General features: G+C 46.5%; 13 protein-coding genes and 4 pseudogenes. 5 read left to right on the plus strand and 12 right to left on the minus strand.

The features are described 5' to 3' along the window. Window positions 1-71: 71 nt before the first annotated feature. A complete protein-coding gene (locus KB890_RS09130) occupies window positions 72-1391 on the plus strand; it encodes an AbiJ-related protein (protein ID WP_020323941.1) in 1320 nt (439 codons plus the stop codon). A gap of 178 nt (window positions 1392-1569) precedes the next feature. Here the strand turns inward: KB890_RS09130 and KB890_RS09135 are convergent, their stop codons facing one another. Continuing rightward, window positions 1570-1755 carry a hypothetical protein gene (locus KB890_RS09135; protein ID WP_020323937.1) on the minus strand — a complete coding sequence of 62 codons (186 nt, stop codon included), beginning with the start codon at window positions 1753-1755 and terminating at the stop codon, window positions 1570-1572. Window positions 1756-2049: 294 nt separating this feature from the next. On the opposite strand from KB890_RS09135, the gene KB890_RS09140 reads away from it, so the two are divergent. Together KB890_RS09140 and KB890_RS09145 are read left to right on the plus strand one after the other, a co-directional pair. Beyond that, entirely contained in the window at window positions 2050-3069 is a 1020-nt protein-coding gene (locus KB890_RS09140) for an ImmA/IrrE family metallo-endopeptidase (protein ID WP_020323938.1), read from the plus strand. Window positions 3070-3074: 5 nt separating this feature from the next. Further along, window positions 3075-3713 carry a hypothetical protein gene (locus KB890_RS09145; protein ID WP_023279818.1) on the plus strand — a complete coding sequence of 213 codons (639 nt, stop codon included), beginning with the start codon at window positions 3075-3077 and terminating at the stop codon, window positions 3711-3713. Window positions 3714-3846: 133 nt separating this feature from the next. Here KB890_RS09145 and KB890_RS09150 read toward each other — a convergent pair whose 3' ends face one another. The 10 genes and pseudogenes from KB890_RS09150 to KB890_RS27570 all read right to left on the minus strand — a co-directional run bounded on the left by KB890_RS09150 (window position 3847) and on the right by KB890_RS27570 (window position 9498). After that, window positions 3847-4953, minus strand: coding sequence for a helix-turn-helix domain-containing protein (locus tag KB890_RS09150; protein WP_022631223.1), 1107 nt, complete (start codon window positions 4951-4953; stop codon window positions 3847-3849). Then, window positions 4934-5584, minus strand: a complete 651-nt coding sequence (locus KB890_RS09155) for a hypothetical protein (protein WP_020323948.1) — start codon at window positions 5582-5584, stop codon at window positions 4934-4936. The genes KB890_RS09150 and KB890_RS09155 overlap by 20 nt, the downstream gene beginning before the upstream one ends. Window positions 5585-5751: 167 nt before the next feature. Next, a pseudogene (locus KB890_RS27565) lies at window positions 5752-5879 on the minus strand (single-stranded DNA-binding protein); the annotation flags it as partial. Beyond that, window positions 5872-6165 (minus strand): hypothetical protein, encoded by a 294-nt coding sequence (locus KB890_RS09160; RefSeq protein ID WP_023279819.1) that lies wholly within the window; start codon window positions 6163-6165, stop codon window positions 5872-5874. The gene KB890_RS09160 and the pseudogene KB890_RS27565, both read right to left, overlap by 8 nt. 143 nt (window positions 6166-6308) lie before the next feature. Next, a pseudogene (locus KB890_RS09165) lies at window positions 6309-6753 on the minus strand (DUF2280 domain-containing protein). A 3-nt stretch (window positions 6754-6756) separates the two neighbouring features. Further along, the gene (locus KB890_RS09175) at window positions 6757-7041 is read right to left on the minus strand and encodes a hypothetical protein (RefSeq protein WP_023279821.1); all 285 of its coding nucleotides are present in this window, start codon (window positions 7039-7041) and stop codon (window positions 6757-6759) included. A 138-nt stretch (window positions 7042-7179) separates the two neighbouring features. Then, window positions 7180-7428, minus strand: coding sequence for a hypothetical protein (locus KB890_RS09180; protein WP_020323951.1), 249 nt, complete (start codon window positions 7426-7428; stop codon window positions 7180-7182). 199 nt (window positions 7429-7627) lie between these two features. Next, window positions 7628-8179, minus strand: coding sequence for a thioredoxin fold domain-containing protein (locus tag KB890_RS09185; protein WP_020323942.1), 552 nt, complete (start codon window positions 8177-8179; stop codon window positions 7628-7630). A 155-nt stretch (window positions 8180-8334) separates the two neighbouring features. Next, window positions 8335-8751, minus strand: a pseudogene (locus KB890_RS09190) (IS21 family transposase); the annotation flags it as partial. 360 nt (window positions 8752-9111) lie between these two features. Further along, on the minus strand, window positions 9112-9498 hold the full coding sequence (locus KB890_RS27570) for a hypothetical protein (RefSeq protein WP_022631219.1): 387 nt from the start codon (window positions 9496-9498) through the stop codon (window positions 9112-9114). A gap of 157 nt (window positions 9499-9655) precedes the next feature. On the opposite strand from KB890_RS27570, the gene KB890_RS09200 reads away from it, so the two are divergent. Then, the gene (locus KB890_RS09200; protein WP_071604874.1) at window positions 9656-9901 is read left to right on the plus strand and encodes a helix-turn-helix domain-containing protein; all 246 of its coding nucleotides are present in this window, start codon (window positions 9656-9658) and stop codon (window positions 9899-9901) included. Between the two features lie 853 nt (window positions 9902-10754). After that, entirely contained in the window at window positions 10755-11465 is a 711-nt protein-coding gene (locus tag KB890_RS09205; protein WP_022631218.1) for an HGGxSTG domain-containing protein, read from the plus strand. A gap of 247 nt (window positions 11466-11712) precedes the next feature. On the opposite strand, the pseudogene KB890_RS09210 reads toward KB890_RS09205, so the two are convergent. Beyond that, a pseudogene (locus KB890_RS09210) lies at window positions 11713-11844 on the minus strand (DUF2274 domain-containing protein); the annotation flags it as partial. Window positions 11845-11879: the final 35 nt, after the last annotated feature.

Here is an 11879-nt window from a genome sequence, read left to right on the forward strand (position 1 = left end):
AAAATGTATTACCAGCTACGACTACGGCGGCTTGCTCGCTTCAGTCGTGTCAAAGGAAGAGGTAACGAGCTGTGGCTAGTGATCTTTACGGGCAGATTGCCCGTATTCTGCAGACGATGACTCATAGAGAGCTTAGTGAGGCACCGCAGCAGATCGCCGGATTGGTGGTCGCAAATGGTGAGGGCCTTTCAAAGCGAGAGCGTATCGACTTGGCGCTGGCAAACCTTACACAGGCGGAATTGGCGCGTTTCGCACTTAAATTCGCCGCGCATCGTGGAGATGTCGCACTCGATGAGTTGGGCCGTAGGGTACTTGAGGCCGGTGACCAGCCTTTGTCCCACATCACACGACGAGACATCGCTCGGGCGTTCGGAGATGATCTCGCTGGTGAACGTGGCACGGTAGAGGTGGTCGAACGATATTTCCCCCTTTCCTCGCCTTTTGAAAACCTTTTTGGAAGCAATGGCCGAAGTTTACGAGATCAAGTCGCTCAGCACATGGATGTCAATCCCGGCGACTGGTCGGTGGAACACCTATTTAGTAAGATCGGCGCATTCACTTGCTCCATTGCTAGGTTTGGAGCATTGCTCGAAGAAGCTGTTCACCCTCTCTCCCGGTCGGGAGACGAACAGTTGCAGACTGTCACTGCCCTTAACGAGATCCTTGCGCGCGACGGATATGAGCTAGCGGAGGAATGTGAACTCTCTGGTCATCCAATCTTTGGGTTTCGCCCTATCGTGCGTGGGGTTGAAGGGCGACCTAAGAACCTGATCTTTGCCTCGCGGGGACCGAAGCCGGAGATTGGTTTCGCCGACGCCATCAACAACGACATCGTCATTCTATCCAATGAAGAAAGTTGTTTGGTCTATGACCGGCCAATTGGCTCAAACGGCCTTCTCTGGTCCGAGCTTGTCGCTTGGTGGAACGATATCTCCCCAGAGGGCAATGCTGCAAACCTTGGAGCACGACTTCAAGAGTCTCTGGCCTCAGATGCTGAGCGAAAGCTCTTTGCCACTTATTTTAAGGCCTATAGAAACGTCCTTGGCGAGACGCTGCCCGCGCTCCTTCCACAGGTCTACCTTCATTATGACCCTGCTGTCATGAAAACCCTGCGCCATCGCTTACCTCTTCCGCGTCAACGCATGGACTTTTTGCTACTGCTCCCAGGGTGTCAGCGTATCGTGATAGAGGTGGATGGAAAGCACCATTTCACGGAAAACGATCATCCGTCATTAAAGGTGTATGCAGACATGGTGTCGGCTGATCGCGAGTTACGTCTCGCTGGATATGAAATCTATCGATTTGGGGCGAACGAGTTGGTCGGGGACGGTGCTGCGCCGAGGATCTCCGACTTTTTCGAAAAGCTCTTTCGATTGCATCGTCTCGTATAATGAATGACTTTTTGGTGTGTTAATCAACGGGGAACAGGTCAGCACGAGCATGCCGTATATCTGTGGTAGCGTCTTACTCACTCATAGGTAAAGCTCATCACCTGTGCTTATACATAGCCAGCACACACCGTTTCTGCCTATAAATAAGATATAGGCATTTTCATAGGGCGGTATGATTTTACATGTAGCGTTCAAACTGCCACGCAGCGATGACCACCAGCATGAACAGAACGACGAGGGCAACGCACAGCACTCTGCGCCTCATATAGAGTGCAGCTCCAGCAGAAAGACCAATTAACACCAGTGTGAATGGCCAAGCGACAATTGCCGTCAGGTACGCCACAATCAGGTAGTCTTTTATCATGAATATCTCCCTGACTCGTATCCAAGTAGCAGAAAAGCCTATCTATTGAGATGAACGCTGATCATTATCCGTCTTTACACCCATTTTTGCAGGATTTTTCATATCTCATGCAGGTGCGTGAAAACCACTACACAAAGCGGGCAGGCGTGATGGGGATACGAGCGTGCGCTGAAGGTTATAATGGATAACTGCATGCTAGCAATGATTCCCAGAAAATGCGTGTGGTGCGAAAAAGCTACGGTTATACTGTGCACATAACGAACTATCAAAATGAACAATAAAGGAGGGGATGAGATGACTGTAACTACACATCAGAAACCTCTTAATACTTTTTTACGCCGGGTTAGCGCTCTTGACGCTCGTCTGGCTGAAGGCCTTTCAAAGTTGCTTCCTGATTGGTGGGATGACTCGCTTAATAATTCAGCCAGTATCAGCCAGCAGGTCATTTTAGGATTAGCAAAGTTTGCAAATCTGGATTTAACGACAGTTATTAATCCTACAGCTCAATTGAGGTTCAATGAGTCAGTGCGGAGATATAAGCACGCCGCAAACAAGTCTGTTGAAGAGTTACAAGCGGCAACGGCAGTTGTAGATGGTATGGCAAAAATTGCAGCTTCAGTTGCAAAAAAACCTTATCAGGGCCTCCCTTCTGCTCGTGATATCCGAGAGTCAATTCTGTCTCAAGGAAAGCCTTGGGTAGACTTTCTGTCGCTACTGGAATTTTCTTGGTCCGCAGGTATTCCTGTGTTGTATATGACTGATATTCCAGCTAGAAAAAAGATGGATGCGGTTGCTATAAAGGTTTCTGAGCGTCCAGTTATAGCTCTTACGAAAAAACATAAACATGCAAGTGGAGTTTTGTTTGGCTTGGCTCATGAGCTTGGGCATATCGCCTGCGGTCATCTTGAAAATAACTCGTTATTAATCGATGAAAAAATTAATGAAGACGATGTTGATAACCCCCAAGAAATAGAGGCCAATGCTTACGCGATAGAGCTACTTAATGGTAGGCCTGATGCGGCATTTCACAGTAAAGGATGGATCACAGCAGAGGTGCTGGCCTCAGAAGCTCTGCGCATAGGACGTCACAATAAGGTCGATCCGGGGCATGTAGCTTTGAATTACGCCAAAACTATGAGCCGCACGCATAGTGGAAATTTTTTCCCTGTATGTGGGAAAGCACTGAACTTACTTTACCCTCGTTTGGATTGGATGGAGCAAGCTGCTGGAACTTTTCTTGAGTATGTTGATGAAGAGAAGGTTTCGGAAGACAAGTTTGAAATGCTCTGCAGAATGAACAACATCGAGGTGTAACGCCAGTGGCTGTATTACTTGATAACGATGTAGTACTGAAATTGGCCCAACTTGATCTACTTGCTGATGGTTGCAAATTACTTACAAGTAAGTATGGCCAACTTTATGTTTTAGATACACTTGTGTATCAGTTGAGAGGAAAATCTTCCCTTCGTCGATATGGCGCTGCTGCATTAGAGCGAGTCCAGCAATGCTTATCACAGGGAACATTTTTGATGTTTGAAGAGCTGATCACAGACCCGCGCTTGATTCATTTACAGAACAATTTCGAGAATCTTGACGAAGGTGAGATGCGCTTACTTCAAGGTTTATTGAATCATCAGGATTTGCTTCTATCAGGCGATAAACGTTTTTTGAAGGCTATTGCTGAAACTGGGTTTATAGAAGATGCTGCTCTAAATAATCGATTTGTCTGTTTAGAGCAGGTGGTTTGCTTTCTTATAAATGAATTATCCTTGGAACATGTCAATGCGAAAGCATCGCTCGCTTTTAAGGGAGAATGCAGGGTTGATAGCGCTTTAAGAACATGCATTGGTAATGGACGTACACATGAACATGTTGTTGAGGGCGTACTTCAACAGCTTAGAGAACTGCCAGCAACATTGCTATCAATAGAGTTGCATTGGCGTTTATCTCCGTCTTAGCAAGATGGTTCTAAGAAAAAGGGCGCAGACAAGCTGCACCTTTTTTCTTATCGTTATCTGGTTCCGGGCTTATACCCAATAGACTGTTTAACCGAACATTTTGCTTCAACGATAGGTGTTACGCTGAGGTGGGTTATCGAACTAACTGAAGAGTACCTCTCGGAATAATCAATGGCCGATTAATTGAAAACAAATCTCTTATTAACTCCTGGCTTAGTCCTGTCTTAGCAAGAATGTTAAGCCATGTTGCATCATCGAGCATATCGATAGCAGAAGAGAACATATTAGGTTCTTCAGATTTCAAAAGCTCATCCCCAGGCTCAACTTTGGTATATCCCTTTGAATTAAGATGAATATACCCAGTTCTTGCCTGCTCTTGAGTTAACAGGCCAAGAGATGTTGCTCGAAAGATGCACATTTTCAAACTGATCTTCCATCTAAGTTTGAAAGCAACTAATGCATTCCAATCAAATTGCTTACCTCTGATGCGAGGGAACTCTTTTATAAATGATAACCGAGGCGCGAGTAACGCACTGGAGAAACGATCAGCCTGTGATTCAGTAGTCTTATCACCAGTTATTATCCCTTCATGCATTACTAAATGCCCTAATTCATGACCTATATCAGAACGGAATCTACAAACACTTTTTTTCGCATTGTTCCGTATAATAACCGGTCTGTTGTTATGGACTGTAAATGCATCAACTTTATCATCAACACCCGTTACATAAGCAACAATCACACCAGCACTCTCAGCCAATTTAGCCATTGATGAGATAGGGCCAAGTCCAAGGTTCCACACTCGGCGGCATTCCTCAGCTACACGCTCAATATCGTTAAAGGTTTTCAGTTCAGCCCCTGGAAACTCAGGGATACTGACATCAGGAAACTCTATCTCTTCCTCTATTGCAGATATAATGATATTAAGTATCTCTGCCCTAGCCAAAACACTATTTGTGAGAGTTTGAGTTCGTGACTTTTTACTTCTGAAATGGCAAACATCACTTTCAAGTGCATATTTACGCTCAGAGTACAGAAAGTCAGGTTTTATTTTTAAAGCGTTCGCTATTAGTTCTAAAACCTGCTCTGTGGGTTTAAAACCCTTTTCCATTTTACTCACGAACTGTTTTGTTTTGCCTATTTTATCGGCAAGTTCTTCGCATGAAAGCCCAACAGCCATCCTGGCCAATTTGAGCTTATCCCCGCGATAGTCATCAAAGTTAATCACCTGATGTTCCATTACTACTCACATCCTGATCGTTTTCTTTTTTACGGCGACGAAGAAGAGCATCATCAATTTCAGCCTCACCAGGAAGGGAAGTTGAATCGACAGGAATAAGTGGTACTGTTACATTAGATTGATGAGTAACCATACTAATCTGAGCTCCATAACTATTAAAACCGACTAGTGCGACTTCCCACCTAGGCAATGATTGCTCTAACTCGTCGCCTTCCTCTTCGGTTATAAATGGCTCAGCCAGAATGCGCCACGTAATATCGTGCTCAGCTTCGACATCTCCAAACAATGAAAGCTGTTCGTGCTCCACTTTGTTGCGCAAAAGACGATGACGCTTTTTAGGATTGTCGATGCAATCCTTGGAAAACTGCAGCGGGACTTTATTTAAAGCCAATACATAATTCAATCCCTTGGATAGCATTTCCAGCCCCGGGATTGATGATTCGTTCTGGATCAGATGATTTCGCACCCAATCATACGCCCTCACCCCTTTTGACCAGTTACTATCCAATACATGCTGGTGATAGTAGAGCTGATCTAATACGCTGGCAATCTCAGACAGTAAGTGCTGAACATCAGCTTCAGCAAGGTAAGGCTGAAACTCCCAACAAGGTGCTAGCTGATTGTTACTCATCTTAAGTTTCGCCTTTTCCAGAATTCGTAAACCATATATTTTCGCATTTACTCTGTTTTGTCAACCAAGGTGTGCGAAAGTAATACATCTAAACATTACACATGCAGGCATATTCCAGTAAGGGCTCCACTACCTCCCCGGCCTGAGGGGAAGTAGCGGACATAGCTCGTCCAATGATTATGCTGCATATTGCCCGCCACGCTGACAAGATCGCCTTTACTGTGTTTTGCCAGCGCGTCACCTGCTTGCCAAAGGCAATGACGCCCAGCCAGAAGGTAGCCTCTCCGTTACTGATTCTGCTGGCGCCACTCTTTTACCATATCCTTCGTGACCTCCTTCTTGTAGCAGACAGGCGAATATCCTCCCGCTTTGCTCCAGGCGCTGCGGCGGCCGCATGAGCTTCCGTTCCGTGCCGTATTGAATGGGCAAGCGCAGGTACCTGGGTAGGATGCTATAGAGTCGTCGATAATTCTTTGCTTAACCTGGTCATCAGTTAACTGGTTCGATTTGGCGATGGCCATATCTGACACAAAGACGAAAGCAGCAGCAAGTACGGAAATAGTGGCTAACTTGATGTTCATTTGGTTCTCTCCGGGCTGTAGATGAACATCCAAGGTATTCGTTGAAAATTTAGCCAACATTGATCTTTCGCAACTGCAGGTGGCGCCCTGCAAGAAAAGGTAGGTCAGGCTGGTGGCTAGATCTAAGTCAAAAGCATCCATTTTCAACTCATCATCTTTTTGAAGGCGTCAGCGGTTTCTTGTGGATTAATCCCTGCAGCCCGTGCTTGAGCGTTACTGCTGCTTTTGCCTGCTGTCTCCACGTTCAGCCGGCTGGTGTATATTCCGCTAACCTCTTTAGCGGCCTGCTCCAGAATATCGGCCGTCATTCCGAAGTTCTTCATGCTTTCGGCGTTTACAGCCATGCGGTTGAGAACGCGGAGATGATAGGCTTTATTGGAGATCGGAATGTCCGAGGTATCTTTATGGAAGCGTTCTCGGGTGACGTTGCATATGTCTACCCACTTTTGAGCCAGCCCCTTACTGCTGACCTTAGTCGGATCGTGTGATTCGACCTGCTGGCGGGTTATTTCAGCCAAATCTTTCCCTTACGGATTCCACGACCTGAGTAGGCGTCTCATGGCAAGCAATGGATTGGACAATAAATATTTTTCACTCAGCCATTAACGTTGCCATATTCCCCATACGTCCAGAACTATCCAGAATTCTCACGACCACCAGCCAGCAAATCACGCATCTGGCGGGCAGACGCTTTTTAAGCCTTAACAGCTCCAGTCTGGCGCGCGTGAGATCAGCTTTCGCTTTCTGCAACTCAAACCTCATGATGCGGTCAGTATGCAAGCCCATCATACCGTTGAGAAGTGCCATTTCCCGCCATGTCTCTGTTCCGTACTCTGGGTCGCTTTGTATTAGCAGCCCGAGATGTTCGGCCAGCATCAGGTTGCGTACCCTGCTTTTTAGCAACGGAGAAAGCTCGTAAGCCTCTTCAAGCGGGAAGAATGCATGCCGACTACGTTCACCGTGCTTAACCGCGTTCGTGTTGCGCCAGTATTGATGGCTGAAATTGGAAGAGGGTTAGCGACTTTCTTTCCCGACAGGATGTACAAAGTTAACTGCGCCACCCACCAGCAATGAAAAGGGGCTACGCATTGTCGCCCCGAACTGCCAGGCAGCAAAAACCAGAAAACCAACCAAGACAACGATGGACACATTCAGCACCCGCCGCTCAGCATGCAGTAACACGACAACGGCAACCGATAGCAGGATCAGCGTCACAGGCCAGCAAGAAGCAAGCGCAATGTACGACATCAACAGGTAATCCATTATCATGGTTCACCTCTTCATTTTGACCTGAACATCCAATCATTCGTCGAACAATACTCGTGGAATACTGCGCTAATGTTGCGACAGACAACCCAACTCAGAATTATTATCAACGCTAAGCGTGGTGAAGCTTCTCAGGGTTACTTAATCCACTATGAAGGAGTTACGGCCAATAAAATTATTTACGATTCTCATCTACTCACTGGAGTTCGGAGAGAATTTTATCCGGGGACACACTACCCAGGAAGGTGTGAGCAGACTTATCCAACACAACCATTGCAGGCGTTACGGTAACACCCAGTCGGTCAGCGAGCTCCGATTGTTTAATCACCAGATTTTTACATTTTTCTGAGTTATCGTTGCCTGGCAAAAAACCGGCCATGGCATTCTGAAGACTCTTTTGGCGATCGGACGCACACCAGACTCGCCCCATATCTTCGATAACCGAATCCTTGATGGATGTCGGCACCACCGTCAGAAACGACATTGTCAGTCCTGCGTCAGTATATTTTTTGATATTTTTAACGACATAGCTGCAATAAATACATTGGTTATCGACAAAAACTAACAGCCTGTGCTTTTCTGCGCCTGCCTGGAAAGTTATGGGTTCCAGCTCAGGTAAGGAGCGAGATATATCCTCGTAGGCCATCTGGGGGGTCGTATCAGAAGCAGATACTGACGAAGCCTGAACGCCTGAGCTGACTAAAACAAAAATACCTGCGGCTAATGATTTAAGAAAAAAATGCCTCATTCCCTCTCCCCCTTCCTGTTTATAATTCCAGGACGTTAACGCCCGGCTCTCGCCATAGTTAACTCCTTTTTTATCATTTGGAAAATACGATCGTTTCTGATTTATGCTGGCTTCATCATTGGGCAGTAGCAATTAGCTGCATGCCCGGTCTCATTTCCCGCTTTTCGGGTAAAGTCCGACAGACCGCGCAGGCCTGGCTGATGCAGTTGCCGGAACATCACTTCCTGTTCGGCACCATACTGCAGCTTACACTCGCGGACCCGCCGCTGCATCGTCCTGCGGAGGCTGCCAGGGTATTGACCGGGATATTTATCCTGCAGCATTTCCAGCAGGGTCGTGGGCATCAGAGCTGGTCTTTCCTTCAACAGGGGAACAAGCTCGATGTCCCAGACGGCCTCAAGCGGATCTTTACGCGTCCGCCAGTGACGATTACCGGTTTTAGACCACTGATCTTTTTCGATCCTGCGACCTGAGCGAACAGAGATACCGGCCTTCATGGCCGAGATATGCTGGGTTACACCTTTCTTACGCTGAGTCATGTAATAACTGACCTGATGAGTATTGAGCGTCACGCCATTTCCTGTGGGATCATGAACATGGTGCTCAGATTACAAAATCGGCCAGAATAATCAGCGCCAACCGGACTGAGTTATTGTCGTCTCATATATGGGGCCAGTTTAGATTTTCATTATGGGCACACCTCTGCGTACACGCCAATCATGCGCTTTGTTGCGTCTTTATGATATCCCATGATAACAAAAAAGCCCGGTATCTGCGGGCTTTAGGGGTTTCGTGCTGGTGGGTGAATCGTCCTGATAGCTTATTTGCTTTTCTTGATGTGAAGAATCAATGTGGCTATTGAATAGCCACAAGTGAGCTAATCGTTAGTTTTTTGAATTAAAAAATCGCATATATAATGAATATTATAAGTATTAATAACTCGAACAATGTATAGATGAGCCAATTTGATAGCAGTTGGTTTGTACAGGTTTATTCTGTTGCATGATTTGTCCTGCTGCCATCATTCTTTCCCCCGTTCCTGTATCGTGATAAATATTGGTGGCACCATATTGGACGACAAAGCCATTATTAAGTAACACTTTATAGTCGGCTTTATCCCATGACCAGTCGGACATAAACCGGTTTGCATAGGTCAACAGTTCAACTGTACCTTCTGTCTGCACACCATCAGGTGATCCTAGTCTGTCAATCACATCTGCACGACTCATTCCTTGGCTGATTTTAGCAAACTTCTCTCCTGTCACGCAGGCGGTTAGTACCAGTGTGACGAAACACAGGGTGACAACTCTTATGAACATATCAGAATCCTTCGAATAAAAATAAATTTCATTAAAACAATTCATTAACAATATTTGTAGCTAGTGCGAGAGTGTCTACTACAGTTGAAATGAGATTTAAAAGCAGTAGATTGATGTACTGTAGATGTTTAGACGACAGAAATCCACACTGTGTAGCATGAAAAACACTCATGCAAAACATCTACCAAATGCAAGGATTCGGATTTCTTTGAATCTTAAGAGGTTGCGTACAGAAAAAGGACTGAGTCAGGAAAAAACAGCCGAATTGGCGAATTTCCATCGTACCTATGTTTCTCAGTTAGAAAGATGCGTCACAAATATCAGCATTGATGGATTGGAGCGCTTGGCTTATGCCTTGGAAGTTGATGTCACAGAGCTTCTACGGATTCCCGATGCAGACTAAAATGCTGTAGTTAGGCTGTTGGCTTACCTGGTACATTCATTATAGGGTCTGAACGCCTCCTCAAGGCCCTTCTCTGCCGTTAACCCGTTGGGTTTGATATTGATTAGCCAATTATCATCGTGTGGGCTAAATCCCCGCCTTTTCCATTAAACTTCGGGCCGGGTGCCACTGTGTTTTCGGTTCATGTCTTACCATACTTACGAATGTACGCGTTTTATAAATACTATTGCTGTACTGTTATCCGTCAGCTATTCCACTGGAAACACTGGAAGTTGGCTACGGATGTAATACATCTCCTAGGTTTGGTATGGCATCCTTCAGGGTTTACTATCGAAGCACTTTGCACTGACCGTCGAGTATTTCTCAAAGTTGACCGACTAAGGTTGATTTTTGTGATAAATCGCGAGCATACGTCACTACCTTCCCGTTTAGAATGTGTCCTCATGTTGTGTCAATTGGCTTCCTCTAAAGCGGAGTCAGAGCATTTTATCTGGGTATTCACAGCGCAAAATTTGCGACTCTGCACAGTCAGTGTGTTGGATATGCGCAATCCAGCAAAAAAACCAATAAAAAAGCAAATAAAACAATTTGTTACGTCTCGTTTAATCTGTTAAGAAACAGCTGATTTTGCGCAAACTAAGATGCGAATTCATGGTGTTTCTTTTAATGATTTCGGAAATTAACGCTATAACTTCAGGCCAGAACCCTCATCGTGAAATACCTCGGGTTTTATTGTTCAGGCGCATAAATACTCCATGATCACCAAGGAGAACTGCACTTCATATGCTGGGATGTATTGTAAACTTCGCAATATACCCTACCCCATGAACAGTTAAGAATTGTTAAGGTTCAGATGATAAGTGACAAAGAGAAGTATAGGTTGCTGCGATTGTATAAAGCTGTGTTGAACAGAAATCATGAGGCACGTCTTGAGTGGCGAAAGCAATTTGATGAGGGTGACAGGGGAAACCTGCTCGACCAGATGCTGGTGGGAAGACACGAGCATCTGATATTACCACCAGAACCAGAATATGAGCCTTATCCTGATATCAGTGGCCTGCGGTGTGGTGCCAGAACCCGCTCAGGCACGGCCTGCAAAATTACAGCTATCTATTCCAACGGGCGCTGTAAATTTCACGGAGGCTTGAGTACCGGCGCGAAAACTAAAGGCGGCAGAGCGCGGCAATATGAGGGTTATTGTGCATGGCTGGAGAAACAACGGGCCAGCAAAGCTGGCAGGAAGCGAACGCGCAAATATGTCAGCGATGTGGCAAGAATTGGCTCTCTCATCTTGTCGAAGATCGGTGCTAGTGAAAAGGACAGAAAGTTACAGGCAGTAGACGGTATAGGCTTACGTATGTCAGGTGGTGCGCTGGTGGCAGAGTTGCCGAACAGCCATAGCATCACGGTACGACTGACGACCACCAGCCCGCAGTATGGTGGCGCCCGATGGTGGTATGTTTGTCCGACTTGCGGGAAGAGGAAAGCTTCTCTGTATTTTCTCGACGAATCGCTGTGCTGCCGTCAGTGTGCCGGGCTTCATTATGCTAGTCAAAGTAAATAATTGGCGGCATCAAGTCATTTAAAAATAGCTTGATGGCCGGAAGTCTATATAGGATGCGGGCTTAGCCCTGCTTCGGACAGCTTTGCGAGGCTGCGGTGTTGTGGGCTGGGAGCCACATAAGAGCTTCGAGATAAAAAGCCGGACCGTGCAGCCTTGGGCTGCGCGGTCGAGGGATGACCACCAGCGGAAACCGGCAGCATCAGCTTGGCATTGACGGCGCGGCCTTGCCCGCGTCCTCCTTCCTGAATCACCGCTCCCCCGCTATGAAAGCTTCCAGTATGTGCGAAATCAGCGTCGCCGCACCGACAGCCTCCTCGTAGGTCTGCGCGTGAAGCGTGGCGTAGCGATCAAGGTCGAGGTCGGCTTTCTGGCTGGCCGGGTATGGGACCTGTTTGTAACTGCGATGGATTACGA

The sequence above is a fragment of the Klebsiella sp. P1954 genome, assembly GCF_018199955.1.
Taxonomy (GTDB): Bacteria; Pseudomonadota; Gammaproteobacteria; order Enterobacterales; family Enterobacteriaceae; genus Klebsiella; species Klebsiella pneumoniae.

What these genes read in the sequence shown, in the direction of transcription:
- KB890_RS27570 (WP_022631219.1), bottom strand. Translation starts at nt 9,498, where the DNA reads ATGTTCATAAGAGTTGTCACCCTGTGTTTCGTCACACTGGTACTAACC.
- KB890_RS09140 (WP_020323938.1), top strand. Translation starts at nt 2,050, where the DNA reads ATGACTGTAACTACACATCAGAAACCTCTTAATACTTTTTTACGCCGG.
- KB890_RS09180 (WP_020323951.1), bottom strand. Translation starts at nt 7,428, where the DNA reads ATGGATTACCTGTTGATGTCGTACATTGCGCTTGCTTCTTGCTGGCCT.
- KB890_RS09160 (WP_023279819.1), bottom strand. Translation starts at nt 6,165, where the DNA reads ATGAACATCAAGTTAGCCACTATTTCCGTACTTGCTGCTGCTTTCGTC.
- KB890_RS09205 (WP_022631218.1), top strand. Translation starts at nt 10,755, where the DNA reads ATGATAAGTGACAAAGAGAAGTATAGGTTGCTGCGATTGTATAAAGCT.
- KB890_RS09185 (WP_020323942.1), bottom strand. Translation starts at nt 8,179, where the DNA reads ATGAGGCATTTTTTTCTTAAATCATTAGCCGCAGGTATTTTTGTTTTA.
- KB890_RS09135 (WP_020323937.1), bottom strand. Translation starts at nt 1,755, where the DNA reads ATGATAAAAGACTACCTGATTGTGGCGTACCTGACGGCAATTGTCGCT.
- KB890_RS09200 (WP_071604874.1), top strand. Translation starts at nt 9,656, where the DNA reads ATGAAAAACACTCATGCAAAACATCTACCAAATGCAAGGATTCGGATT.
- KB890_RS09150 (WP_022631223.1), bottom strand. Translation starts at nt 4,953, where the DNA reads ATGGAACATCAGGTGATTAACTTTGATGACTATCGCGGGGATAAGCTC.
- KB890_RS09155 (WP_020323948.1), bottom strand. Translation starts at nt 5,584, where the DNA reads ATGAGTAACAATCAGCTAGCACCTTGTTGGGAGTTTCAGCCTTACCTT.
- KB890_RS09175 (WP_023279821.1), bottom strand. Translation starts at nt 7,041, where the DNA reads ATGCTGGCCGAACATCTCGGGCTGCTAATACAAAGCGACCCAGAGTAC.